The sequence below is a fragment of the Rhodococcus sp. C3V genome (assembly GCF_029269915.1).
Taxonomy (GTDB): Bacteria; Actinomycetota; Actinomycetes; order Mycobacteriales; family Mycobacteriaceae; genus Rhodococcus_F; species Rhodococcus_F qingshengii.
Window position 1 is genome coordinate 192,821 of record NZ_JARJBE010000005.1, and the last position, 24,357, is coordinate 217,177.

Here is a 24,357-nt window from a genome sequence, read left to right on the forward strand (position 1 = left end):
CACCGGTCTCACACACCACACAGGAGCAGCCCATGCTGAGCACCATGCAAGACGCCCCCCTCTCCATTGCTCAACTTCTCCGCCACGGTGCCTCCGTTCACGGCGCCTCCGAGGTTGTCACGTGGACCGAGTCCGGCCCGCGCCGTGTGTCCTACGCTGACGTCGGCAAGCGCTGTGCTCAGCTCGCGCACGCCCTGCGCGGGCTCGGCGTCGAGGGTGACGAGCGAGTCGCCACGTTCATGTGGAACAACTCCGAGCACCTCGAGGCGTACCTGGCGATCCCCTCGATGGGCGCTGTGCTCCACACCCTGAACATTCGTCTGTTCCCCGAGCAGTTGATCCATGTCGCCAATCACGCCGAGGACCGCGTGATCATCGTCGACCCGTCCCTGATTCCGCTTCTCTCTCCGCAGCTTCCGTCGCTGACCACCGTCAAACACATCGTCGTCACCGGCTCCTCCACTGCAGGACTCGAAGCTCCCGAGGGAGTGCAGGTTCACACCTACGAGGGCTTGATCGCCGATCAGCCCACCGAGTTCGACTGGCCCGAGGTCGACGAACTGAGCGCTGCCGCAATGTGTTACACGTCCGGCACCACGGGTGACCCCAAGGGCGTCGTCTACTCCCACCGTTCGATCTACCTGCACTCCATGCAGGTCTGCATGAGCGACGGCCCCAACCTCGCCCAGGGCGATCGTGCGCTCGCCGTGGTGCCTCAGTTCCACGCCATGTCGTGGGGACTTCCCTACGCCGCGTTCATGATCGGCGCCTCGCTGATCATGCCCGACCGCTTCCTCCAGCCTGCCCCGTTGGCTGCGATCATCGCCAGCGAGCAGCCGACGTTCGCCGCGGCCGTACCCACCATCTGGCAGGGCCTGCACCTCTACCTCGAGCAGAACCCGCAGGACATCTCCTCGATGCGCGAGGTTCTGATCGGCGGCTCCGCGGTACCGCCCGCCCTCATGCACGCATTCGAAGCCGATCACAACGTCTCCGTCCTGCACGCCTGGGGCATGACCGAAACCTCCCCGCTCGGATCCGTTGCCCGTCCGCCGGCCGGTGTCACCGGCGACGCGATGTGGAAGTACCGCTACTCGCAGGGTCGATTCCCGGCATCCGTCGAGGCGCGTCTCATCGACGACGACGGCAAAGTTGTTGCACACGACGGAGTTTCCGTCGGCGAACTCGAAGTGCGCGGCCCTTGGATCACCGGGTCGTACTACGGCGTCGACGCGGAAGACAAGTTCAACGACGGCTGGCTCAAGACCGGCGACGTCGGATCCATCACGGCCGACGGCTTCCTGAGCCTGTCCGACCGCTCCAAGGACATCATCAAGTCCGGCGGCGAATGGATCTCCTCGGTCGACCTCGAGAACGCCGTCATGGGTCACCCCGACGTCACCGAAGCTGCCGTCATCGGCGTGCCGGACGAGAAGTGGGACGAGCGCCCGTTGGTTGCGGTTGTCCTTCGCGCCGGTTCCGAAACCACCATGTCCGAACTGCAACAGTACCTTTCGGACAAGGTTGCCAAGTGGCAGCTGCCCGAGAACTGGGCCGTGGTTCAGGAAGTCCCGAAGACGAGCGTCGGCAAGTTCGACAAGAAACGCCTTCGCGCCGACTACCACGAGGGCGGACTCGAAGTTACGCGACTCTGACACGGAGTGAATGTCGAAGTCTGAATACTGAAGGTGGGCAACAGGTTTTCGACCTGTTGCCCACCTTCGTTCACGAGCGATGCACTTTACGGCCGATAGCCGACCGTGTGAAAAGCGATGTCGACGTACTTCTGCGCCAATTGCGACGGCGACATCGGACCGCCGGTCTGGAACCAACGCGGCAGTGACTGCGCCATACCGAGTATTGCCCGGACGGTCTCTTCGGTATCGGTGACCGCGAAATCGCCCGATGCCACACCGTCGTCGACGATCCTGCGCATCAGCAACTCGAGCCGCTTACGACTGGCGGCGTACCGACTTCGACTTTCCGGTGAGACATGCCGGATCTCGGTGTCCAACGCAGCATGCCGCGACCGGTGGGTCATATAGAGAACAATCGCCTCCACCACCAAGGCGAAGCGTCGTACCGGATTTTCGCCGGCCTCCGCTTCTGCCGCTTCGGTTCTGGTATTCAGCTCACTCATCGAGATCTCGAACAAAGCGACGAGAACTGCCTCTTTGTTCGCGTGGTGATAGTAGAGCGCGGGAACGGTTACCCCGACACGATTGGCAATCTGGCGCACCGTCGTGCCGTGGTAACCGTTCTCGTCGAACAGTTCGAGCGAAGCCGTCAGGATGTCGGTCATCACCAGCGGCGGGAAGGACCTCCAGTCCACTGCCACCGAGCTCACCGACTCCACCTCGCCAGTCATGTGATAACCGAAATTACCGCGGTGCCATACGGATTGCACCGTCGAGGCGGATCGTCTCACCATTGAGCATGGGGTTGGAAACGATGTGCGCAGCAAGCGCGCCGTACTCGCTGGGATCACCCAGGCGAGAGGGGTGAGGCACCTGCTGACCCAACGACGCCTGGGCTGCTTCGGGCAGTCCGGCCAGCAACGGGGTCTTGAACAAGCCGGGTGCAATGGTGTTGACGCGGATCAGCAGCGACGCGAGGTCACGGGCGATGGGAAGCGTCATACCGACGACGCCGCCCTTCGACGCGGAGTACGCAGCCTGCCCGATCTGGCCGTCATACGCTGCGACCGAAGCGGTGTTGATGATGACGCCGCGTTCACCGTCGATCGGCTCGGTCTTCGAAATACGTTCCGCAGCAAGACGAAGGACGTTGAAGGTGCCGATCAGATTGACGTCGATGACCTTCTTGAACGCGTCGAGCGGGAAAGCGCCCTTCTTGCTGACCGTCTTGACTGCGTTGCCGATTCCGGCGCAGTTGACTGCCACGCGCAGGGGTCCGAGGGACTCGGCCACGTCGAGTGCCGCGGTGACCGCAGCCTCGTCGGTGACGTCTGCAGCCGCGAAGCGGACCCGGTCGCCAAGTTCCTTGGCGATGGCTTCACCGTTGGACGACGGAAGGTCGATAATGACGACGCTGGCACCGTCGGCAAGAAGGGCTTTGGTCGTAGCCAGGCCGAGGCCGGATGCTCCACCGGTGACGACGGCGACGCTGTCGTTGACGATCATGAGAGTTCCTTTCGAAAGGTTATGTGTTTCAGATGCGTTCGATGATTGTGGCGTTGGCCATGCCGGCGCCCTCGCACATGGTCTGCAATCCGTAGCGTCCGCCGGTGGCCTCGAGGTGGTTGACCATCGTGGTCAGCAGACGAGTACCCGAGGACCCCAGGGCATGGCCGAGTGCAATCGCGCCGCCCCACGGGTTGAGCTTTGCCGGGTCGGCGCCGAACTCGTGAGCCCAGGCGAGTGGAACGGGAGCAAATGCCTCGTTGACCTCGTAGGTGTCGATGTCGTCGATGCTCAGACCCGCGCGAGCGAGCACCTTGTGGGTGGCTGGGATGGGTGCGGTGAGCATGAAGATCGGGTCATCGCCCGCAACGGAGAAGGAATGGAAACGAGCTCGCGGCGTCAGCCCTAGCTTCGACGCCATTTCTTCGCTCATGATCAGTGCTGCGGACGCGCCGTCGGTGAGCGGCGACGAGTTACCGGGAGTGATCGACCACTGCGCCTCGGGGAAGCGCTGCGCGTACTTCTCCGAGTAGAACGACGGCTTCAAACCGGCGAGTCCCTCGGCGGTGGTAGACGCGCGAACCGTCTCGTCGACGATATGCGAGACGGTCTCACCGGCGGCGTTGGTCACCGAGATCGGCAGAATCTCCTTGTCGAAGAGCCCCTTCGCCGCTGCCTCTGCTGCCCGCTGGTGGGACTGCGCGGAGAATGCGTCGAGAGCGTCGCGGTCAAGCTTCCACTTGGCGGCGATCAATTCTGCAGAGATTCCCTGGTTGACCAGGCCTTCGGGGTAGCGAGCCGCGACGCCCGGACCGGAAGCGTCCTTCCCCATCGTCGTGGTACCCATCGGGACACGACTCATGGATTCGACGCCTGCCGCGATCACGATGTCGTAGGCCCCGGCGATCACGCCCTGCGCCGCAAAGTGCGCAGCTTGCTGACTTGATCCGCACTGGCGATCAATCGTGGTGGCGGGTACCGACTCGGGGAACCCTGCCGACAGGACCGCGCTGCGGGTGATGTTGAGCGCCTGCTCACCGGCCTGGCCGACGCAACCGCCGATCACGTCGTCCACCAGGGCGGGGTCGAGGCCGTTTCGCGAGGTGATGGAACGCAGAACGTGGGCCATCAGTTCGACAGGGTGCGTCCCGGACAGTGCTCCGCCCGGCTTTCCCTTGCCGGACGCGATCCGGACTACATCGACGATCACTGCCTTGGTCATCTTCGTTCCCTTCGAGGACGTGCATTGCTGGGGCGGTCCGGCACCCGTGTTTCGTGGCGCCGGGTACCGGACCGAGATCGAGGGAGCACCCTGACTTAGCGCTCGCTAAAGAACTACCACCGACTTGATCCTCTCGTCAAGAGGGGGCCTCCGAACTCGAAACAAATGCGGCCGACTAAAAGCTGGGCGATCAGTGACCTCGCCTGGCCCACGCCATTCATTAGTACTTTCGAATGATAGGTTTTCAATCTTCGCCCGAAATGTCCGGAATCGGATAACCTTCCGCCACAAGCAATCCAAGCCACAGGGGATTCGGGGCGTGGCACCAATCGATGACAACCGCAGGGGGACTGACCGGGAGGTTTGGCGTGGACCTGCGATACGTTGCCTTCACGCGTGCCGACCCGCATTTCTACGACCGAATCAGAACGGTCACCCGACCAGATACATTAACTGACCAGCACTTTATCCCCGCGAAGTCGGTGGATTGGTCGCTCTGGCGGCGCGGTCCCCAAAGTGGACCGTGGAACTACTTCCAACCGCCCGACGGTCTGCTGCCAGAACAAGGATGGAAGATTCACTGCTCCGCTACCCGAGCCAATGCGCAGGAGCTGCTCGATACCGTTTCCGTGTATTGCGGTCACAATCATGTGCCGTTCAAATTTCTTCGGACGGCAGCAGACCTCATGTTGTCCAACAGCAAGCAGGCCAATCGAACTTCCAGCGGAAAATTCATCACGATCTATCCGGCGGATGGTGTTGCCACACAACGTGTCATCACCGAACTGGACAAGCTTGTCGCCGGTGCCGACGGGCCGTACATCCTCAGCGATGTGCGATGGAACCGGGGACCGCTCTACTTACGGTACGGCGCGTATCTGCCCATGCAGACCTACGATTCATTCGGCGATCGCGTCCCGGCAATTCGGCGTCCTGACGGATCGCTCGAACCCGATGTGCGCGGCACTTCCTTCAGAACTCCGGACTGGGTACAAATCCCGGACTTCGTTCGCGCGCAGCAAGACAAGCTGAAATCACATGACGAATTCCCCTATTCGATCAATGAAGCCCTGCACTTCAGCAACAGCGGGGGGATCTACTCCGCATTCGACGACGCCGGCATCGATCTGGTCATCAAAGAAGGCCGTCCCTTTACCGCCCCGGACGCAAACGGCCGGTACGCAATCGACCGCATCCGTAACGAGTACGACAAGTTGACTCACCTTGCCGACAACCCGTACACACCTTCTGCGATCAGGTTGTTCGAGCGCGAGGGACACCACTTCCTTGTCACCGAGCGCGCTGCCGGCACTCCCCTGAATCAGGAAGTTGCGCTCCGTCACCCACTGATACGTGCGGACCAGACACTCAGTTCCCGAACGGAATACAGAACCTGGGCACTCGACATTGCACAACAGTTGACTACCGCAGTCGAGAGCTTCCACAACGCCGGAATCGTTCATGCCGATCTTCACCCTGGCAACGTCATGTGCTCACCGTCCGGTATTCGGATCATCGACTTCGAGATGGCCCACAACATCGACGAGCATCCGCCCCGGTCCACCGGAGCCCCCGGATACACAGCACCTCGACAGTTGACAGGAATCGCGGCGGATCGATACTCGTTGGGATGCATCGAGCTGGGACTCTTTGTCCCACTTACTACATTGTTCCCTCTCGATTGCAACAAGATTCCCGAACTCATCGACTATGCGGTGTCTCGATTCGATCTTCCTCGTGCCTTCGGTGCCTCGCTCTATTCGATGCTCGACGTACAGGCGCCGGCGCCGAAGAATCGCCCGCATCGTTGGGACACGTCGTCGAACGAAACCTTGCAACGCACGGCCGCTCTATTGCGCTGCGGCATCCTCGCCTCGCTTGATCTCGCCCGCGCTGATCGACTCTTTCCCGGCGACATCGCCCAGTTCGAGGTGAACGGCTACGGCATTGCGCACGGCTCGTGCGGAAACCTGCTCGCCGATGATCTTCCCACCGACACCTTGGAGTCAGTCCTGGAATGGACTGAACATCAGGTTGATTCGGATACGCAACCACAGTTCGGTTTCTTCGACGGGCTCGCGGGTGCGGTGCACACCTTTCGGCATCACGGGCGACATTCGACAGCCGACAGGTGGGTCGAGACTTTGCGTCGAGCCCCACTCGACGACATCGACTCCAGCCTTTTCAGCGGCCTTTCCGGAATCGGTTGCCTCCTACTCGAGGAATCGGTTTCACGACCGACTGTGTCACCCACTCTCGCTGTCGTGACCGAGACTCTGCGCGAACGAATTTCAGCTGCTCGCTTGCATGTCCGCGACGCCGGCGGAACACCTTGGGCAGTGGCCGGCCGAGGTGGGCTGATGCGGGGACCGAGCGGACAAGCACTGTTCTGGACTCGCCACTACGAACTGAGTGGTGATCCTCGATCGCTGGAACACGCACGCCAGCTCGTCGACATCGATCTGTCTGTGATGTCGATGTGCCCTGACGGGTCGATGCAGCTGAGAGAGGAGCGCCGGACGATGCCGTATCTCGGATCCGGGTCTGTCGGTGTGGGCCTGGTACTTCTACAACTTCTGCGCCATGTCGACGAACCGCGTTACGCAGCTGCGGTGCGTGCGATATCCCGCGCCGCCACAGTCGAATTCACTGCCCAAGCCGGACTACTCAACGGGCGAGCCGGGCTGATTCTGTTTCTCAGCGAACTCTCCAAGACTCCATACGCCGGCGCCGATTGTGAACAGACGCTTGCACAGCAGTTTCAGCTTCTGGGCTTGCACAGCCTCAATCACGCAGGAGGCCTGCACTTTCCAGGTGAACAGAACCTGAGACTCTCGACAGACTGGGCAACCGGATCCGCGGGAATACTGGCATTGCTCCGTCATGCCGGATTGCCAACTGTCCGACAGTCGTTTCCACTGATGTGCGCGTCGAACTGCCACATCGCCTAATTGTTCGGAAGTTATCACCCACGGAAGATTGGAGCACAGAAGTACCAGGCGAAAAACCTGGAATTAAATCAACACCGCAAGCAAACTCGATCGATCAAATCCATCGGCAAGAACGCCGATCAACAAAGGAAATGACAATGGACGCTATTCTCTCCCTTCAAGATCTGTCAGTCGCCGCCGGCAACGTCGGAGATGCCGGCCAACTCGAGCAGAACGCGGCAATCAGTTCGCTCAGTTTCTTCTGCCTCTGACCTCAGGCCGATACCTCGGAGCAAGTCCGGGGTATCGGCTTTCGGAATCCGTGCGGATCATCAGACGAACAATATTGTTTCATCATGAGACGCATCCGCACTTCACCGAGCTGTATTCGCCGATGATGTGTGCGACCTGGCGGCAATGCCGAGGGTAGATCGCATGGTCACTGGCGACGATATTCCTACTGATCCTGACAGCCGCACTTTCGGGCTGGTTCGTTCAGCGTTGGGGCGAGAGTTGGGACTTCGGGGACATCTGCTCGCGCTGGTACGACGGGGGGTGGCGGTTGCCGCGCCGCCACCGCCTTGACCTTCACGACGCTTTTCGTACTCCTACTTCCCTTCGCCTCAGGAATGCTGGTCGGCGTCACCACATTCGCCCGAGACTTCGAGCGGAGGGTCTGGTGGTTTGAGTTTCAATAGCTGTCAACGACAAGATGAGGGAATCGGTACCATCCGCCCCCGATGTCTTCCAGCCGGAGCTGATTGAAGGTCTTGTCGGACACACCATCGGGTGCGTACACCCAGCCGGGATTGTCCAAGATGTCCAATCCATCTCGTGCGTCATAGAAATAGACGTGACCTTCACTGCTGACGTTGGCATAGGAGATATCGAATCTGCCGATTCGTAGATCACGATGATACCCATCGGAATAGGGATCGTCAGGTTCTTGAAGTAGTTGCTGTGCAACGGTTTCGAAGTCTGCCCGATACTGATCGAAATGTGGCTGCCCCGCGGCCGCGATCCCGAGTGCGATCACCACGAGAACCGGAACAGCGACATCGGACCACAACCATCGGCGTCGCTGCCACCAGCACACTCCTAGCAGCACGATTGCAACACTCGCCGTGAGGACCCAGAGAACGACCGCACCGGCGATCGAGAGTGCACTATCCGCAGGTTCGGGCCAGGCGAGATGGCATTTCGCTGCGACATACATCGCCGACGCCGACGCTGCGATAAGTGCGTTTACCAAAACAACCCAACGAAGAGCACCGGACCTTCTCGTTGCCTGCGAGTTCGACACTGCCTGATCCATTCGATGAGAATAGCGAGCTGTTTGTCGCGGACTAGCAGTAACCACTTCCCCGATCTCACGATCGATTGTTTCTCGGCACGGAGAAAGTGTCCACGGTGCCATCTTTGCTGACTATGGGAGGCAGGGCTGCGAGGATGGTCGATTTGAACTACCGATGTCAGGAGAGCTCGGCGACTCCCAAAGTCGACAGGTCAATTTTGAGCACGGCTGGATTCGGTGGATCGCAGCAACCAATACCATCGTCACCCCATGATGACGTGACTGTTGCGGGCGAGTCGTGAAGATTCGATTATTACGAGCAAGCCAAGCGTCTTTAGCAATAGCGCTGATCGCACTAACCTTGGTCTATTTGTTGGACGCATTTTCTTTGCGCCTCCAACATCAGCCCAGCTGGTGCATTGATCACTATGGAATCCCATCACGATTCAATTATCTCCTTCCCGACCGGGCGGAGAGGGTAGCGGCAGGAATTACAGACTTCTGGGGATGGTTCCCTCCAGGCATAAGCTGTACATTCACTGATGCAGTGACCAAAGAAAGCGAAACGATGGCACCGGCCGCGGACAGGTCGTACATCGTCGTCGTTCTTGTGGCGCTGATCATGATCTCGGCTGTCGGCGTATTGTTCGGCCGCCGGAAGCGCTGAAGATTGGTTTTGGCTCGGGACTGCAGATGCGCACTCGACACCAGACCGATGAGTAATAAATCGGTGTCCGTCGTGTCCGGCGCTTCCACTACTCGTCGATCTTCGCGAATCCACCAGCCTTGTTCGAGGGCATTTCTTGCGGGTCCTGGTGGTCTTCGTTCCCATCACGCTGGCGATGACACTCCTGGGCCTGGTGCTCGGCTGGACCCATGCGCTTGCCGGGGACAGGCGGCAACATGATCGACGCCGATTACACAATGTGCTGGGGCTCAGACAATTCCGACGTGATGCTGTTGCGCTCCGGGTTGATGGTGGCGCTCGCACTCGTCGGCGCACGTGGACTACGTCGGCGACCCGCCTATAGCCGACTGTCCGAAATGTCGAAATCGATTTGATAGCAGCAATTTTCGACCCACATTCTCTTGCGTTCGAAACTTTGTTCGATTATGCTTTCGGCATGGACAGTCGGGATGCGTGGCAGCTGGATGGCGAGAGCCTCAAGGGGGAGGTTCTGGATCTGGTGCGTGTCCGGCACGAGTTGCAGTCGCGGTTGGTGTTGCTGATCGTGGAGATGTTTTCCCGTGAGGTTCTCGGCGGGAAGGGTTTTCGGGCGATCGCGCAGTGGTTGCATGGTTCGACGAATCTGGAGATCGGTGAGTGCAGTCTGCTGGTCGGGTTGGCGCGGTTGTTGATGCTCGAACCTGTTGTCGCGGATGCGTTTCATCGTGGTGACGTGGATGCGTTGAAGGCGCGGCAGGTGGCGTCGTTTTGTCAGCATCCACCGAAGAACATGACCCTGGCGGATGTGGACAAGGCTCGCGGGATTCTGTTGGGTTTGGCGTCGAAGAACATTGCTGATTGTGATGCGGTGCGGGCGGCGATTCGGCGGATCGAGAAGCAGTACGGCAAGCGTGAGGACGGCGTTCCGGTGGGTGAGGATTCCGAACGTAACGAGTTCTACGCCTCGAAAGGCTTGTACGGGCGTGTGTCTGTGAAGGGTGACTTGGATGCTGTGAACGGGGCGCGTCTGATCACGTTGTTGTCGAGCCTGTCTGCGCCGACACCGGAGAAGGACGGCGTGAAGGACACGCGTACGCCGGCATTACGGCGGGCGGACGGGTTTTGCGAATTGTTGCGGCGGTATGAGCGGGCGGGGTTGGGTCCGATCGAAGGCGGGGTGAAACCGCACATCACGGTCACCGCCAGCGCAAAAGACATGACCGACCTCCAAGCGTTGAAGGACTTGCTGCCGTCGACCGAGGAGTTGGGATTTGCGTGGACGGATTGGGTGGGCCCGATCAGCATCGACACCGCCCGGATGTTGGCGTGCGACTGCACAGTCACCCGGATCCTCCTGGGTGAGAATGGTGTTCCGCTCGACTGCGGTAAGGAAGCGAGAACGGCGACCGTTCCGCAGCGGCGGGCTCTTGCGGTTCGGGATGGTGGGTGTGCGTTTCCGGGGTGCGGGACACCGTCGGGGTGGTGCGATGCCCATCATATTGTTCACTGGAACGATGGTGGCCCAACAGATCTCGATAATCTGATTCTGTTGTGTGGTCATCATCATCGGACGCTGCATCACACCGAGTGGCGGGTCGAGATCGGCCCGGATCGGAAGACGGTGTTCTATCCACCGATGTCGATCGATCCGTATCAACAGCCGATCGGCGGGAACAGCCCACCCACAGCCGCCTGAACCGCGACAATCGAATACATCAGCACCGGGGACGAACCATGCCCCGGTGCTGGTGCACGTTTCTGGTCAGATCCCAACCCCTCAAATCCCAACCCCTCAGATCCCAGCCCCTCAGATCCCAGCCCTTCGCACGAGAGCGTCAGTGGCAGAAGGGGATACAACGTCAATCGCTCGTAACAGCCCCGCGTACCGCGGATACAGCTCGACGGGACGCGTATTGATCGCCCTCAAGATCCACGATGCAGCTTGATCGGCCGTCAGCGCCGGCTGGCTCACGTAATCCGCCGTCGGCGCGATCATCGGTGTTCGTATGAGTGGGAATTGCACTGTGGTGACATCGACACCGGTGCCGTGACATTCCGCGCCGAGGCTTCGGCCGAATGCACTGAGAGCAGACTTCGACGCGTGATAGGCACTGAACCTCGGCATCACGCCCGCAGTGACTCCCCAGGTTCCGACGTTGATGATGTGTCCGGACTTCGCCTCGAGCATCGCGGGCAGTAGCCGCAACGTCAGTCTTGTCGGCCCGAAGTAGTTCAGCGCCATGGTGCGCTCGTAGTCATGGAATCGGTCGACCGAATCCAACGCGGTACGCCGGATCGAGCGACCCGCATTGTTGACGAGGATGTCGACCGACCCGAATCGATCCGCGATCGTCTCCGCGAGTTCGTCGACGGCTTCACCGCGGGAGAGGTCCGCAGGCACGATGTGTGCCCATCCTCCCCTGCGGTGAATCTCGTCCCGTACGTGTTCGAGGTTTTCCTCACCGCGCGCGACCAGGATCATCTCGGCTCCCCGACGAGCCAAGAGATGAGCTGTCGCCTCACCTATCCCCGAGGAAGCTCCTGTCAGAACGATCGTCTTGTCGGAGAGCGTGACGCCGCGTGACGGAACAAGGGAGCGCAGACGCGTCGGCGGACTCAATGCAAGATTGCTGAGAATCGATCTGATCACGTCGGCCTCGGTTCGATCTTCGCGTGCGATTCGGTGCGAACCCGTCCCTGAACAGCCCACTTCGGACGCACCGCGGAAATTACTCAAAAGTAAGTTATGGCGCCGTTTCGGCCGTGTCAAGAATTCGTCGGGATTCAGGAGTATCTGCCACTAGCTTTTCCTGATACCTCGGGTTACATTAAATCCAGACCGAGTGCCAGCGATCACACAACCGGCCCTCGATTCCACCGAACACCGCGAGAAATACCAGCGGTGACCGAAACGAAGAGGAGACGCCATGACGCTCACATCGCCGCTCGACAAGCGCGGAGAAGCATCCGACGACTCGTACAACGAGACGCTTCGACTCCTGTCCGAGGGCTCGGTGCACAAGCACTTCGACCCGTACCTCGACATCGACTGGGACTCCCCCGAGTTTGCCGTCGTCCCGAACGATCGCCGCTGGATCCTCCCGGCCGAGACTGACCCGCTGGGCGCACACCCGTGGTACCAGTCGCAGTCCGAGGCCAGGCAGATCGAAATCGGCATGTGGCGCCAGGCCAATGTCGCGAAGGTCGGTCTCCAATTCGAGAACATCCTGATCCGCGGCATGATGCAGTACGTCTTCTCACTGCCCAACGATTCGGCCGAGGCGCGCTACTGCACGCACGAGTCGGTCGAAGAGTGCAACCACACGATGATGTTCCAGGAGATGGTCAACCGCATCGGTGCCGACGCTCCAGGGATGAGCCGTCCGATGAAGATGCTTGCACCCTTCATCCCCCTCGCTGCGGGTCCGTTCCCCGAACTGTTCTTCGTCGGTGTCCTCGCCGGTGAAGAGCCGATCGACCACATTCAGAAGAGCATCCTGCGCGCCGGCGGCCAGATCCACCCGATCATGCAGTCGGTCATGGCCATCCACGTAGCCGAGGAAGCGCGTCATATCTCGTTCGCGCACAAGCTTCTGAGCCGTCGCATCCCGCTGATGTCACGCCCGAACCGGTTCGTCCTCTCGCTGCTGTTCCCGATCGTCATGCGCATTCTCTGTGACGCCATCGTCATCCCGCCGAAGTCCTTCTGGAAGCAGTTCGACATCCCGAAGTCCGTGAAGAAGGACCTGTTCTGGGATCTGCCCGAGTCGCGCCAGACCCTGCGCAACTACTTCGGTGACGTCCGCATGCTGGCCACCGACACCGGCCTGATGAACCGTGCCTCGCGCCTGGTGTGGAAGGCCTGCAAGATGGACGGCCGCGCATCACGCTTCCGTAGCGAACCTCACCGCAGCTCGCACAACGCCGCCGCGTAGCTCCCGGACAGTCGAGATCGGACTCATAGCGCCATGCCACACGTAGTCACGCAGTCCTGTTGCAGCGACGCCTCGTGCGTCTACGCCTGCCCGGTCAACTGCATCCATCCGACGCCGGACGAGCCGGACTTCCTCACCGCCGAGATGCTGCACATCGATCCGCAGGCCTGCGTCGACTGTGGCGCATGCGTCTCGGCCTGCCCGGTCGACGCCATCGTCCCCGAGTCGAAGCTGACCGACCCGCAGCGAGTCTTCCTGTCCATCAATGCGGACTTCTACAAGGAAGAGCGACCCAGGCCGCTTCTCGCCAAGGTCATCCCGGCAGCCCACGTCGACAAGGGCCGACCGCCGTTGCGCGTTGCGATCGTCGGTTCCGGACCGTCGGCGATGTACGCCGCGGACGAGTTGCTGACTCAGCCTGACGTGCAGGTCAACGTCTTCGATCGCCTTCCTGTGCCTTACGGCTTGGTTCGCGCCGGCGTTGCTCCGGACCATCAGAAGACCAAGCAGGTCACTCGCTTGTTCGACAAAATCGCCGCACAAAAGGGTTTCGAGTTCTACCTCAACGTCGAGATCGGCAAGCACATCTCGCACAGCGAACTGCTCGAAAATCACCATGCGGTGCTCTACGCAGTCGGCGCTTCGTCCGACCGTGGTCTCGGCATTCCGGGCGCTGATCTGCCTGGCACGGCCTCGGCCACCGACTTCGTAGCCTGGTACAACGGCCACCCCGATCACGCCGACGACGTCTTCGACCTCTCACATCGCCGCGCGGTCATCATCGGAAACGGAAATGTCGCGCTCGACGTCGCTCGCATTCTGACGGCCGATCCCGAGAAGTTGGCCGGTACCGACATCTCCGCTCACGCACTCGCCGCTCTGCGGAAGAGTCGCGTCGAAGAAGTTGTCATCGTGGGTCGACGCGGAATCGCGCAGTCCGCGTTCACGGTCCCCGAGTTCACCGGCCTGATGGCACTGCCGGACATCGAACTCTCTGTCGGACCCGACGACATGGTTCTCGACTCGGCCACCGAAGAACTGGCAAAACGCGGCGAACTCCCGCATGCCGTCGAGCAGAAGTTGCGTCTCCTCGAAGCCCTGAAGAACCGCGATCACGTCGACGTCGGCAACAAGCGCATCACGTTGCGCTACCTGCTCACGCCGACCTCGATCACCGGCGACGATCAGGTCAGCGGAATCGAGTTCGCGCGCAACGCTCTTGTCGACGCCAACGGAACCGTGCAGATCGAAGCAACCGGCGATACCGAGACCATCGATACCGGCTTGGTCCTCACCTCGATCGGCTACCGCGGAGTGCCCATCCCCGGCGTCCCGTTCGACGAGCGTGCGTCGGTCATTCCGAACGAGAACGGCCGAGTCCTCGAAGCTCCGAACGGTGATCCCGCCACCGGGGTCTACGCGACCGGTTGGATCAAGCGCGGACCGAGTGGGTTCATCGGCACCAACAAGTCCTGCGCGCAGGAAACGATCAGGATGCTCGTCGACGACTTCAACGACGGACGCCTGACCAACCCGGTCGCCGACGACTCCGCAGTCGATCGTCTGGTCCGGGCGCGACAGTCCGACGTCGTCGACCGCGAGGGCTGGCATGCCATCGACAAGGCGGAACTGGAACGCGGCGCTGCGCACGACCGTGTCCGCGAAAAGGTTCTGGATCAGGTCGAGATCACCTCCATCCTCGACGCTGCGGCCCGGGTGAAACCGGCGCGTCGATTCGGTCGACCCGTTCGCGCTCGCTGATCCGCTACAGGTAAACAGCTACTTAAACAGCTACTTTCACGCACACGGCCCCGCCTGCAGACTCGTCTGCCCGGCGGGGCCGTCTGCGTTCCGGCAGCGTCCCACTCAGCGAAAATTTTTGCCCGTCAGCGGCCGAAATCGTGTAATACTGCAACCTGTTCCAGTAAGCGGCACAGCGGGCCCACGATCCCCCGGATCAGGCTCGCCAACCAGATGAGGATTGCATGAGCGAGACTGCAACGCCGGCGCCGAACGGGAGTGTGACGCCTGCAGTAGAGGGTTGGTTCACCACCGGCGACGAACCTGCTCTGATCGGCACGAAGTGCCAATCCTGCGGCACCATTTCCTTCCCTCGTGAGGCGACGTTCTGCAAGAACCCGAGCTGCTTCAGCGAGGAGTTCGACGATGTGGAACTCTCCCGCCGCGGCACTGTCTGGTCGTACACCGACGCGCAGTACCAGCCCCCGCCGCCGTACATCCCGCGCTCGGATCCGTACGAGCCTTTTGCTCTCGCAGCAGTCGAACTGCCCGAGGGCATCGTCATCCTCGGCCAGGTGGCCGACGGATTCGGCGTCGACGATCTCAAGGTCGGCAATACCGTCGAATTGGTTGTCGAGCCGCTGTACACGGACGAAACCGGAGTACGTACGACGTGGCGCTGGAAGCCTGTCGCCGCCGATCAGGAGTCGCAGTCATGAGCAAGGACGTCGCAGTACTCGGTGTCGGTATGCACCCCTGGGGCAAGTGGGGGCAGTCGTTCGTGAAATACGGCGTTGCGGCCGCTCGCGCCGCGCTCGCCGATTCGGGTGTGAATTGGCAGGATGTCGACTTCATCGTCGGCGGCGAGACCGTCCGCAACGGGTACGGCGGATACGTCGCCGGAGCCACCTTCGCGCAGGCACTCGGCTGGAACGGCGCTCGCGTCGCCACGTCGTACGCCGCGTGTGCGACGGGAGCCCAGGCACTCGACACCGCTCGCGCACGAATCCTGGCCGGCCTCAGCGAAGTTGCCCTGGTCGTCGGCGCCGACACCACGCCGAAGGGCTTCCTCGCTCCCGTCGCCGGTGAGCGTTGGGACGACCCGGACTGGCTGCGCTTCCGCCTCATGGGTATGACCAACCCGGCGTACTTCGCGCTCAACGCGCGTCGTCGCATCGACCTCTACGGCGCCACCGCGGAGGATTTCGCCAACGTGAAGGTCAAGAACGCCAGGCACGGGCTGAGCAATCCGAATGCGCGCTACCGCAAGGAAGTCACCGTCGAGAACGTGTTGGCCTCCCCCGTGGTGTCCAATCCCCTTCACCTGCTCGACATCTGCGCGACGTCCGACGGCGGCGCCGCAATCTTGCTGACGTCGATGGAATACGCCCGCAAGATGGGCATCGCGGAACCTGTTCGCATCAAGGCTATTTCGACGGTCACGCCGACGTTCCCCCAGACGATCATGGACATGCCGAACTTCTCCACCGATTCCAGCTCCGCCGTTCCCGCTCCGGAGCGCACGTTCAAGGAATCCATCGGCTACGCCGCATACGAAGAAGCCGGGATCTCTCCCGAGGACGTCGACGTCGCCGAAGTCTACGACCTCGCTACCTCCGTGGAACTGGACTGGATCGAAGACCTTGCCCTCTGCAAGCGGGGCGAGGCCGAGCACCTCCTGCGTGCGGGTGACACCAGTATCGGAGGCCGCATCCCGGTCAATCCGTCCGGCGGTCTCGCGTGCTTCGGCGAAGCCGTTCCCGCACAGGCACTTGCGCAGGTGTGCGAGCTCACTTGGCAGCTTCGCGGACAGGCCGAAGGCCGTCAGGTCGAAGGCGCCCGCATCGGTATCACCGCCAACCAAGGTCTGTTCGGACACGGCTCCTCGGTAATCGTTTCCGCCTGACCCTGTTCTACTTTCGTGGCGGTCGCACACTCACCCGTGAGCGGCCGCCACGATCACGTCTGCCACTGCCCCTGGCTGTGAGACCAGCGAGGCATGGGAGGTCGGGAGTTCGCTGGTGTTCGCGCCCATCCGGTTTGCCATGAACCGCTGCGCCGATGCGGGGATCACGCGATCCTCACCGGCAACCAGATACCAGCTCGGTGTGTTCGCCCACGACGGTGGCCCGCCGAGCTCGAGGTTCGCCCACAAAGCCGCAGACTTCTGATGCGCCAACATCGTTGCCGCTGTCTCGTCGGAAACATCCTGAGCGAAGACGGAATGGAAATACTCGTCCGTGACGTAGCCGTCGACGTTCTTCCCGCCGATCGCGTGAGGATCGTCGACGATCTTCAATCCCAGAGCCGGAGGAAGCAATTGGCTGCCAGGAAACCTGATGGGATCGATCGTGATCTGCACCGGCTCACCCTGAACCGGAGCAAACGCCGCGATGTACACCAACGACTGCACCTTCGGGTCGTGAACATTGGTGATCACCGCGCCGCCGTACGAGTGTCCGACGAGCACGACAGGTCCGTCGATGTCCGCAACCGTCTTCTCGATCACGGACGCGTCGTAAGCGGGCCCGCGTAGAGGATTGTCCGGCGCCACGACGCGATAGCCACGCGAACGTAGGTCGGCGGCAACGCCGTCCCAACTGGTCGCGTCGGCAAAAGCGCCGTGGACGAGAACGACGGTTGGCTTGGGGCTCGCCACCGCAGCGCCGGAGCCGAAGATCACTCCAGCCGCGACTGTCATGAGTAACGCCAGAACTGCGGTGAATACACGTGAGATCTTCATGCGTTTCCTTCACTCTCGTCGAAAAGCGAGAAACTGCGGTAGGCCGGGACACGCCCGTTTCGATCCTAGAAATACCTGCTGCGACGGACGTGACTGTCCGTGCAGACTTTCGAGCTCACACTGCACAACTTCTGGTTGAGCGTCCGCATCGCGGGGTATCAGGGCTGCATGGCTTTGCTCCTGGATACTTCCGTGTTGGAGCCTGACCAACGCGCGGACGCCTTTGTCGACGCGATGGGTCGTGCCTCGGTCCCGTGTGCAATCCACTTGGAGAACCCGGAACGGGTGAGCGCGAGAATGAACGTGTGGAACCTCGGTGCAGCATCACTGTTCCGCTCCGAGTCGACCGGTATGCGGTTGACCCGAACACCACGTCACGTCCGGTCCGCGTCGATGCCCGTCCTTGCGATTGCCCTGCAGGAGATCGGGATCGGCCATCTAGATCAGCACGACGAACAACGCAGAGTGCCCGCCGGTGAGCTGTTGATGACGGACCTGACGTCGACCTACGATTTCTCCTGGCCGGGAACGGGCGCTTCCCAGTGCCTCTACGTTCCGATGGATCGGCTGGGACTGCCGATCGACACCGTGCGGGACGCAGCTACCCGGCCTCATCACAGCAATCTGTACCCCGTGATGATCGCGCACGTTCGTGAATTGTTCCGCAGCGCCGCTCTGTTGGAGACCGATCCTGCCGCCGAACAATTGGGCGAGGCCTCGATCGAACTCGCACGTGCTTTGGTCGCTTCGATCGCACATGCGAATCCTGACGCATCCGCTCCGAGATCGGCCCTTGCCATGACTTCGATCCGTCGATACATCCGTGAACACCTTCACGATCCGACACTGAACCCCGCACGAATTGCTCACGCCCACAACATCTCACTGCGACAGCTGTACAAGATCTGCTCGGACAACGGCTTTCGGATCGAACAGTGGATCATCACCCAGCGCCTGCAGAAGGCTCGGGACGAACTGGCTCGACCCGCTACCGTCGATCTGCCGATCGCGACCGTTGCGCACCGGGCGGGGTTTGTCGACGCCGGACACTTCAGCCGACGCTTTCGACAGGCCTACGGGCTGAGCCCGACTCGTTGGCGTCAGCTCCGCGATTGAAGCAGCGCCACAACGTCTGACTGACCACGACTTTCGGCATTGTCCAACGCGGTCTTCCCCGATGCATCGCGGATCGAGGGATCTGCCCCCGCGTCGAGAAGCTGAGTGATCACGTCGATATAGCGCGCCGAACCATCGCCGTACACAACGGCTTCGAGTAGCGCCGTCCACCCGGGATCGTTGATGTGATTGACCGGAACCCCGGCAGCGATCAGCATCCGGACGGTCTCGACATGCGCGTGTTCACTCGCCGGAATCAGCGCCGTACCGCCGTAACGGTTCACGCTGTCGACGTCCGCGCCGTGGGCGAGCGTGAGCGCCAGAATCTCGTTCAAACCCTCGGCTCCGGAATACAGGAAGGCCGAATCCTGCATGGAGTCCTTCGCGTTCACGTCAGCGCCGGCAAGAATCAACGTAGAAGCCGCAGCGACGGCGTTGTTCTTGGTGGCCTCGACGAGTGGAGTCCGTTCGCCCTCGCCGCGCGCTTCGATGTTCGCGCCGGCAGTCAGGGCCGCGGTAACAGCTGCGGGATCATTGCGGTCCACAGCATCGAAGAGCGCGCGTTCGGATTCCGGCGTCGATGGTGGATTTACACCCGTAGGCGGTACAGCTGCCGTTGTTGGTGCTGACGCCGCGGTTGTCGGCGTCAGCGGGGTGTCGGACGAACTGCAGCCGGCCAACGCCCCGGTCACTGATACCGCGAAGATTGCGCAGACGAGGACAGACCTACCCGGAAGCGCCGTCACAGCGGATTACTTTCTTGGACAAGTGTTTCGAGCGTCATCCTGACGGCGTCCAGGTGTTCGGCCATCGCTCTGGAGGCGTGGTCGTAACTGCCGGATGCGATTCCTTCGACTATTCGTTCGTGTTCCTCGTTCGACCTTTCCTGGCGACCGGCAACAAGATTGAGTGTCTCGGACTGCCTTGTCAACGCTTCACGGATATCGACGATTACCGACTCGAAGACCCGATTCCTACTGGCTTTCGCGATCAGTCCGTGGAACTGCGCATCGAGTGCGACCCATACGAGCGGATCATCCTCGTCACGCATCTGCTGGACCAGTCCGCGGAGGGCCGTCAGCTCCTCCCCTGTGTGCCGTTGGGCAGCCCATCCTGCGGCCGGAATTTCGACATGCGGCCGCGCTTCGACCAACTCGTTGGCCGCGTAGCTGCCGAAGTCGAGGTCTCGCGCTATCGAATCGCTGACGACGAAGGTGCCGAGCCCGGATTTCGTCTCGGTGAGCCCGAGGGCATGGCACGAGCGCAGGGCTTCACGGATGACCGATCGACTGACCCCGTGTCTTTCGGCCAGGGACGCCTCGGACGGGAGACGCTCTCCGACTGCCAGTTCGCCGGAGGTTATTGCGGCACGGAGGTCGGCGAGAACCGCCTCGGCAGCACTCACCCGCGAGGCGACGGGTCGCCTGGTGGCCCAGCTGTCTGACAGGTTCATGCCGTCATTGTTGCGACTGCCGAAGACCCGCGTCAAACATCGCACTTGATGAAGGGTTGACGTGCCGGAGTGAGCGAGGTAACAATTACACCTGTCAGACAGCCTGATAGCCCGATAGCTGGGCGGGACTATAACTCGACCGTCAGCGCTGCGATCCCGAAATACACCCACCGCGCAGAGTGATGCTTGCGCGAAGAGACACGAGGAATTGATCAAGTGCTCGAAACGCGAACAGAACACGATCTGCTCGGCGATCGCGAGGTTCCAGCCGATTCGTACTGGGGTATCCACACCTTGCGCGCAATGGAGAACTTCCCGATCACTGGTCGAACAATCTCCACGAACCCGCATCTGATCCGCGGCATCGCTTACGTCAAGTGGGCCGCAGCCAGCGCAAACGAAAAGCTGGGCATCCTCGACCGCCCGCGCGCGGAGGCCATCTCACAGGCATGCAAGGAGATCGTGGACGGGCGGTGGCACGAACAGTTCGTGGTGGACGTCATCCAGGGTGGCGCCGGCACGTCGACGAACATGAATGCGAACGAGGTCATCGCCAATCGCGCGTTGGAAATCCTCGGCCACCAGCGCGGCGACTACGAACGGCTTCACCCCAATGAACACGTGAACCTGAGCCAATCGACCAACGACGTCTACCCCACGGCCGTGAATATCTCGACGATCTTCGCGATCGATGACCTGCTGGATGCACTTCTTACACTCCAGAACGCATTCACGACCAAATCTCTTCAGTTCGCCGACACAGTGAAGATGGGACGCACCCAACTGCAGGACGCCGTGCCGATGACCCTGGGTCAGGAGTTCGGGACCTACGCGGTCATGATCGAGGAGGATCGGGCGCGTCTGGCTGAGGCCGCTCTTCTCGTTCACGAGATCAACCTCGGTGCGACTGCTATCGGCACTGGCCTCAACGCACCCGCCGGCTACGCCGAGGTGGCCTGTTCCGACCTGGGCGCACTGACCGGACTGCCGCTGGTGTTGGCAACGGATCTTGTCGAAGCGACCCAAGACGTGGGCCAGTTCGTCCACCTCTCCGGCGTCCTCAAGCGGGTCGCTGTGAAGTTGTCCAAGGTGTGCAACGATCTCCGGCTGCTCTCTTCGGGCCCGCGAGCCGGATTGAACGAGATCAATCTTCCACCGGTGCAGGCAGGTTCGTCGATCATGCCGGGCAAGGTCAATCCTGTCATTCCCGAAGTCCTCAATCAGGTCGCGTACGAAGTCATCGGCAACGACGTGACGATCACGATGGCTGCGGAATCCGGTCAGCTCCAACTCAACGCTTTCGAGCCGATCATCGTGCACTCACTGTCCGAAGGAATGCGACACCTCGGTGCGGCTTGCCGCATTTTGGCGGACCGGTGCGTACTCGGCATCACGGCTAACACTGAACTGCTGCGCGCCCGAGTCGAAGACTCCATCGGCCTCGTCACCGCGCTCAACCCCTACATCGGATATACCGCGTCCACTCGGATCGCCCAGGAGGCGTTGATTTCCGGGCGTCGCGTCGCCGATCTCGTAATCGAAGCCGGCCTGCTCGACCGCGAGGAACTCGATCGGTTGCTCAGCCCCGAACATCTCGCCAATCTCCGCGTTTCGGGGGAGAAGCCTCATGCCACCGCTGTTGCGGAGGAGGTTTGATGACCGTCGAACGGGAAGAGACAGGCCGCGCCGAAGTTGCCACTGAGGAGGATCTCGGATATCAGAAGGCGCTCGGCCCCAGACAAATTCAGATGATCGCGATCGGTGGCGCGATCGGAACCGGCCTTTTCATGGGGGCGGGAGGGCGACTACAACAGGCGGGCCCGGCCTTGGTTCTCGTGTACGCGCTGTGCGGATTCTTCGCGTTCCTGATCCTGAGGGCGCTCGGCGAACTGGTGATGCACCGACCGACTTCCGGATCCTTCGTTTCCTACGCACGCGAATTCTTCGGCGAAAAGATGGCTTTCGCTGCGGGCTGGTTGTACTGGATGAACTGGGCAATGACTGCCGTGGTCGACGTCACGGCTGTGGCGTTGTACATGAACTTCTTCAAAAAGTACTGGGCGCCACTGGGACACATCGATCAGTGGATGTTCGCTCTGATCGCGGTGTTGCTGGTTCTCGGACTGAATCTCGTGTCCGTAAAAGTCTTCGGAGAGTTGGAGTTCTGGTTCGCGTTGATCAAGGTCGTGGCCTTGACCGCATTCCTCGGGTTCGGTGTCTATTTCGTACTCTTCGGCACACCCATCGAAGGGCATTCCTCCGGATTCAGCCTGATCGCCGACAACGGTGGGCTGTTCCCCAACGGAATACTGCCGGCAGTCGTGGTGATTCAGGGCGTCGTGTTCGCCTACGCTTCAATTGAACTCGTGGGGACCACGGCTGGAGAGACCGAAAATCCCCGGAAGGTGATACCCAAGGCGATCAACACAGTGATCCTTCGGATCCTCGTCTTCTACGTGGGGTCGGTCCTGCTGCTCTCGCTGTTGCTCCCGTACACCGAATACCACGCCGGTGAAAGTCCATTCGTCACATTCTTCGGTTCGATCAACATCCAAGGCGCAGATGCGATCATGAATCTGGTCGTTCTCACGGCGGCGTTGTCTTCCCTCAATGCCGGGTTGTATTCGACCGGACGAATACTCCATTCGATGGCGACGGCCGGTTCGGCGCCTGCCTTCGCTGCCAGAATGAACAAAGCCGGAGTGCCGTACGGGGGAATCGCACTCACCGGCGTGGTCATCCTGTTCGGCGTCGGGCTCAATGCTGTTGTCCCAGCGCAAGCCTTCGAAATAGTCCTCAATCTTGCGGCACTGGGCATCATCAGTGCATGGGCGGTAATTGTGCTGTGCCAGTTGAGGCTCTGGCAACTTGCGAAACAAGGCAAAGTCACTCGCCCTGCCTTCCGCATATTCGGCGCACCGTACACCGGGATCGCGACACTGGTCTTTCTTGCGGTCGTTATCGTGTTGATGGCATTCGACAACCCTGTTGGAACGTGGACCGTCGGATCCATCGCGATCATCGCACCGCTCTTGATGATTGGTTGGTACGCCGCCAGGAATCGTATTCGCGAGTTGGCCATCCACCACCCCGCAGCTTGACGTGAAAGGACCACAGTGTCGAAAGTCGCAGTTGTCACTACCGGTGGCACCATCGCCAGCACCCGGGATGCGCATGGAATCAGCCGGCCCGCAATCACCGGTGCAGATCTGGTCGGCAACGAGCAGACCGACATCGAGCTTCGAGTCGTCGACGTAATGTCGAAGGACAGCTCGAGCATGACCTTCGCGGACATGGATCGTGTTCGCGACGCCGTAGCCGATCAATTGAAAGATCCCGAACTCGACTCGGTGGTCGTGCTTCACGGCACCGACACGATGGAGGAAACTGCGTTCTTGTTGGACCTGCACCACGACGACCAACGCCCGGTGGTCTTCACCGGCGCGCAGCGCACTTTCGACCATCCCGAATCCGACGCTCGTTCGAATCTCGCCGCGGCGATCTCAGCCGGACTGGACATCTCGTCACACGGGCGTGGTGTCCTCATCGCCTTCGGCGGTTCGGTCCATCCAGCCGCAGGTACGCGAAAGTCCGATACGACGGCACTCGATGCCTTCCGCCGCGTGCACATCGATCCGCTCCTGCTGCGTAATCCCGAACCATTGCCGTGGCATCCGATTTCGGACACCCGCGTTGACATCATCGCCGTGTATCCCGGGGCAGACCGCGTACAAATCGACGCCTGCGTGCACGCCGGGGCGCAGGGACTTGTTCTCGACGGACTCGGTTCGGGAAATGCCAATCCGACGATAGTCGAGGCCGTACGAGACTGCGTAGGCGCTCACATTCCGGTAGCCGTGACAACTCGGGTGCCCTCGGGGCCAATCTCCCCGGTTTACGGTGGCGGTGGTGGCGGGCACGACTTGATCGCCGCAGGCGCTGTATTTTCCACCGATCTTCGAGCCGGGCAGGCACGTGTACTTCTGGCAGCCTTGTTGTCAGATCCGGATCTCGTGGGCCTGGAAAAGGTATTCGACCGCTATTCGAGGTTTGCTCGCACCCCGCCGTTCGGGCGGTAGAACTGGCGACACCATTCATTGTTCGAAATTCACTC

At 61.1% G+C, this 24,357-nt stretch carries 19 protein-coding genes; 11 read left to right on the plus strand and 8 right to left on the minus strand.

From position 1 onward, the window contains the following. Positions 1-32 precede the first annotated feature (32 nt). Positions 33-1,655 (plus strand): long-chain fatty acid--CoA ligase, encoded by a 1,623-nt coding sequence (locus P3G66_RS15790; RefSeq protein ID WP_042451581.1) that lies wholly within the window; start codon positions 33-35, stop codon positions 1,653-1,655. 86 nt (positions 1,656-1,741) lie between these two features. Here P3G66_RS15790 and P3G66_RS15795 read toward each other — a convergent pair whose 3' ends face one another. From P3G66_RS15795 to P3G66_RS15805, 3 genes are read right to left on the minus strand one after another with little or no spacing between them, the layout of a single operon-like run. After that, positions 1,742-2,368 (minus strand): TetR/AcrR family transcriptional regulator, encoded by a 627-nt coding sequence (locus tag P3G66_RS15795; RefSeq protein WP_054186993.1) that lies wholly within the window; start codon positions 2,366-2,368, stop codon positions 1,742-1,744. A gap of 13 nt (positions 2,369-2,381) precedes the next feature. After that, on the minus strand, positions 2,382-3,143 hold the full coding sequence (locus P3G66_RS15800; RefSeq protein ID WP_003942978.1) for a 3-hydroxyacyl-CoA dehydrogenase: 762 nt from the start codon (positions 3,141-3,143) through the stop codon (positions 2,382-2,384). Positions 3,144-3,171: 28 nt separating this feature from the next. Beyond that, on the minus strand, positions 3,172-4,365 hold the full coding sequence (locus tag P3G66_RS15805) for an acetyl-CoA C-acyltransferase (protein WP_030536138.1): 1,194 nt from the start codon (positions 4,363-4,365) through the stop codon (positions 3,172-3,174). Between the two features lie 332 nt (positions 4,366-4,697). Here P3G66_RS15805 and lanKC point away from each other — a divergent pair, with 332 nt between their 5' ends. After that, the gene (gene lanKC, locus P3G66_RS15810) at positions 4,698-7,316 is read left to right on the plus strand and encodes a class III lanthionine synthetase LanKC (RefSeq protein ID WP_276116833.1); all 2,619 of its coding nucleotides are present in this window, start codon (positions 4,698-4,700) and stop codon (positions 7,314-7,316) included. A 670-nt stretch (positions 7,317-7,986) separates the two neighbouring features. Here lanKC and P3G66_RS15815 read toward each other — a convergent pair. Further along, positions 7,987-8,610 (minus strand): hypothetical protein, encoded by a 624-nt coding sequence (locus tag P3G66_RS15815; RefSeq protein WP_064443584.1) that lies wholly within the window; start codon positions 8,608-8,610, stop codon positions 7,987-7,989. 1,103 nt (positions 8,611-9,713) lie between these two features. Between P3G66_RS15815 and P3G66_RS15820 the strand changes: the two genes are divergently transcribed. Continuing rightward, positions 9,714-10,952, plus strand: coding sequence for an HNH endonuclease signature motif containing protein (locus P3G66_RS15820; protein WP_276116834.1), 1,239 nt, complete (start codon positions 9,714-9,716; stop codon positions 10,950-10,952). 111 nt (positions 10,953-11,063) lie between these two features. On the opposite strand, the gene P3G66_RS15825 is transcribed toward P3G66_RS15820, so the two are convergent. Further along, positions 11,064-11,966, minus strand: a complete 903-nt coding sequence (locus tag P3G66_RS15825) for an SDR family oxidoreductase (RefSeq protein ID WP_003943031.1) — start codon at positions 11,964-11,966, stop codon at positions 11,064-11,066. A 217-nt stretch (positions 11,967-12,183) separates the two neighbouring features. Here P3G66_RS15825 and P3G66_RS15830 point away from each other — a divergent pair, with 217 nt between their 5' ends. The 4 genes from P3G66_RS15830 (at position 12,184) to P3G66_RS15845 (ending at position 16,837) form a co-directional block, all read left to right on the plus strand. Continuing rightward, positions 12,184-13,191, plus strand: a complete 1,008-nt coding sequence (locus tag P3G66_RS15830) for a diiron oxygenase (RefSeq protein WP_003943163.1) — start codon at positions 12,184-12,186, stop codon at positions 13,189-13,191. Between the two features lie 33 nt (positions 13,192-13,224). After that, a complete protein-coding gene (locus tag P3G66_RS15835; protein ID WP_064113617.1) occupies positions 13,225-14,952 on the plus strand; it encodes an FAD-dependent oxidoreductase in 1,728 nt (575 codons plus the stop codon). A gap of 224 nt (positions 14,953-15,176) precedes the next feature. Next, positions 15,177-15,650 (plus strand): OB-fold domain-containing protein, encoded by a 474-nt coding sequence (locus tag P3G66_RS15840; RefSeq protein ID WP_161120541.1) that lies wholly within the window; start codon positions 15,177-15,179, stop codon positions 15,648-15,650. Next, positions 15,647-16,837: a lipid-transfer protein gene (locus P3G66_RS15845; RefSeq protein WP_030536146.1), complete on the plus strand. Its 1,191-nt coding sequence runs from the start codon at positions 15,647-15,649 to the stop codon at positions 16,835-16,837. Before P3G66_RS15840 ends, P3G66_RS15845 begins: the two co-directional genes overlap by 4 nt. 30 nt (positions 16,838-16,867) lie before the next feature. On the opposite strand, the gene P3G66_RS15850 is transcribed toward P3G66_RS15845, so the two are convergent. Continuing rightward, positions 16,868-17,674, minus strand: coding sequence for an alpha/beta hydrolase (locus P3G66_RS15850; protein WP_007730412.1), 807 nt, complete (start codon positions 17,672-17,674; stop codon positions 16,868-16,870). Between the two features lie 99 nt (positions 17,675-17,773). On the opposite strand from P3G66_RS15850, the gene P3G66_RS15855 reads away from it, so the two are divergent. Beyond that, a complete protein-coding gene (locus P3G66_RS15855; protein WP_230691778.1) occupies positions 17,774-18,790 on the plus strand; it encodes a helix-turn-helix domain-containing protein in 1,017 nt (338 codons plus the stop codon). Here the strand turns inward: P3G66_RS15855 and P3G66_RS15860 are convergent. Further along, a complete protein-coding gene (locus tag P3G66_RS15860) occupies positions 18,775-19,536 on the minus strand; it encodes an ankyrin repeat domain-containing protein (protein ID WP_276116835.1) in 762 nt (253 codons plus the stop codon). The two genes, P3G66_RS15855 and P3G66_RS15860, sit on opposite strands and share 16 nt — an antisense overlap. Next, positions 19,533-20,243: a FadR/GntR family transcriptional regulator gene (locus P3G66_RS15865; protein ID WP_047272293.1), complete on the minus strand. Its 711-nt coding sequence runs from the start codon at positions 20,241-20,243 to the stop codon at positions 19,533-19,535. The genes P3G66_RS15860 and P3G66_RS15865 overlap by 4 nt, the downstream gene beginning before the upstream one ends. A 216-nt stretch (positions 20,244-20,459) precedes the next feature. Here P3G66_RS15865 and P3G66_RS15870 point away from each other — a divergent pair, with 216 nt between their 5' ends. Genes P3G66_RS15870 through P3G66_RS15880 form a run of 3 tightly spaced genes read left to right on the plus strand, consistent with a single transcriptional unit; the run spans position 20,460 to position 24,322 of the window. After that, the gene (locus P3G66_RS15870; protein ID WP_058038379.1) at positions 20,460-21,899 is read left to right on the plus strand and encodes an aspartate ammonia-lyase; all 1,440 of its coding nucleotides are present in this window, start codon (positions 20,460-20,462) and stop codon (positions 21,897-21,899) included. After that, complete coding sequence (locus P3G66_RS15875) at positions 21,899-23,344, plus strand: amino acid permease (protein ID WP_276116836.1); 1,446 nt, start codon at positions 21,899-21,901, stop codon at positions 23,342-23,344. Before P3G66_RS15870 ends, P3G66_RS15875 begins: the two co-directional genes overlap by 1 nt. A gap of 15 nt (positions 23,345-23,359) precedes the next feature. Continuing rightward, positions 23,360-24,322 carry an asparaginase gene (locus tag P3G66_RS15880; RefSeq protein WP_276116837.1) on the plus strand — a complete coding sequence of 321 codons (963 nt, stop codon included), beginning with the start codon at positions 23,360-23,362 and terminating at the stop codon, positions 24,320-24,322. Positions 24,323-24,357 lie beyond the last annotated feature (35 nt).

Bases quoted from the DNA above. Each gene is read 5' to 3' on its own strand.
- P3G66_RS15850 (WP_007730412.1), bottom strand. From the start codon at position 17,674: ATGAAGATCTCACGTGTATTCACCGCAGTTCTGGCGTTACTCATGACA.
- P3G66_RS15830 (WP_003943163.1), top strand. From the start codon at position 12,184: ATGACGCTCACATCGCCGCTCGACAAGCGCGGAGAAGCATCCGACGAC.
- P3G66_RS15805 (WP_030536138.1), bottom strand. From the start codon at position 4,365: ATGACCAAGGCAGTGATCGTCGATGTAGTCCGGATCGCGTCCGGCAAG.
- P3G66_RS15865 (WP_047272293.1), bottom strand. From the start codon at position 20,243: ATGAACCTGTCAGACAGCTGGGCCACCAGGCGACCCGTCGCCTCGCGG.
- P3G66_RS15790 (WP_042451581.1), top strand. From the start codon at position 33: ATGCTGAGCACCATGCAAGACGCCCCCCTCTCCATTGCTCAACTTCTC.
- P3G66_RS15875 (WP_276116836.1), top strand. From the start codon at position 21,899: ATGACCGTCGAACGGGAAGAGACAGGCCGCGCCGAAGTTGCCACTGAG.
- P3G66_RS15800 (WP_003942978.1), bottom strand. From the start codon at position 3,143: ATGATCGTCAACGACAGCGTCGCCGTCGTCACCGGTGGAGCATCCGGC.
- P3G66_RS15820 (WP_276116834.1), top strand. From the start codon at position 9,714: ATGGACAGTCGGGATGCGTGGCAGCTGGATGGCGAGAGCCTCAAGGGG.
- P3G66_RS15815 (WP_064443584.1), bottom strand. From the start codon at position 8,610: ATGGATCAGGCAGTGTCGAACTCGCAGGCAACGAGAAGGTCCGGTGCT.
- P3G66_RS15835 (WP_064113617.1), top strand. From the start codon at position 13,225: ATGCCACACGTAGTCACGCAGTCCTGTTGCAGCGACGCCTCGTGCGTC.
- P3G66_RS15845 (WP_030536146.1), top strand. From the start codon at position 15,647: ATGAGCAAGGACGTCGCAGTACTCGGTGTCGGTATGCACCCCTGGGGC.
- P3G66_RS15840 (WP_161120541.1), top strand. From the start codon at position 15,177: ATGAGCGAGACTGCAACGCCGGCGCCGAACGGGAGTGTGACGCCTGCA.
- P3G66_RS15795 (WP_054186993.1), bottom strand. From the start codon at position 2,368: ATGACTGGCGAGGTGGAGTCGGTGAGCTCGGTGGCAGTGGACTGGAGG.
- lanKC (WP_276116833.1), top strand. From the start codon at position 4,698: ATGACAACCGCAGGGGGACTGACCGGGAGGTTTGGCGTGGACCTGCGA.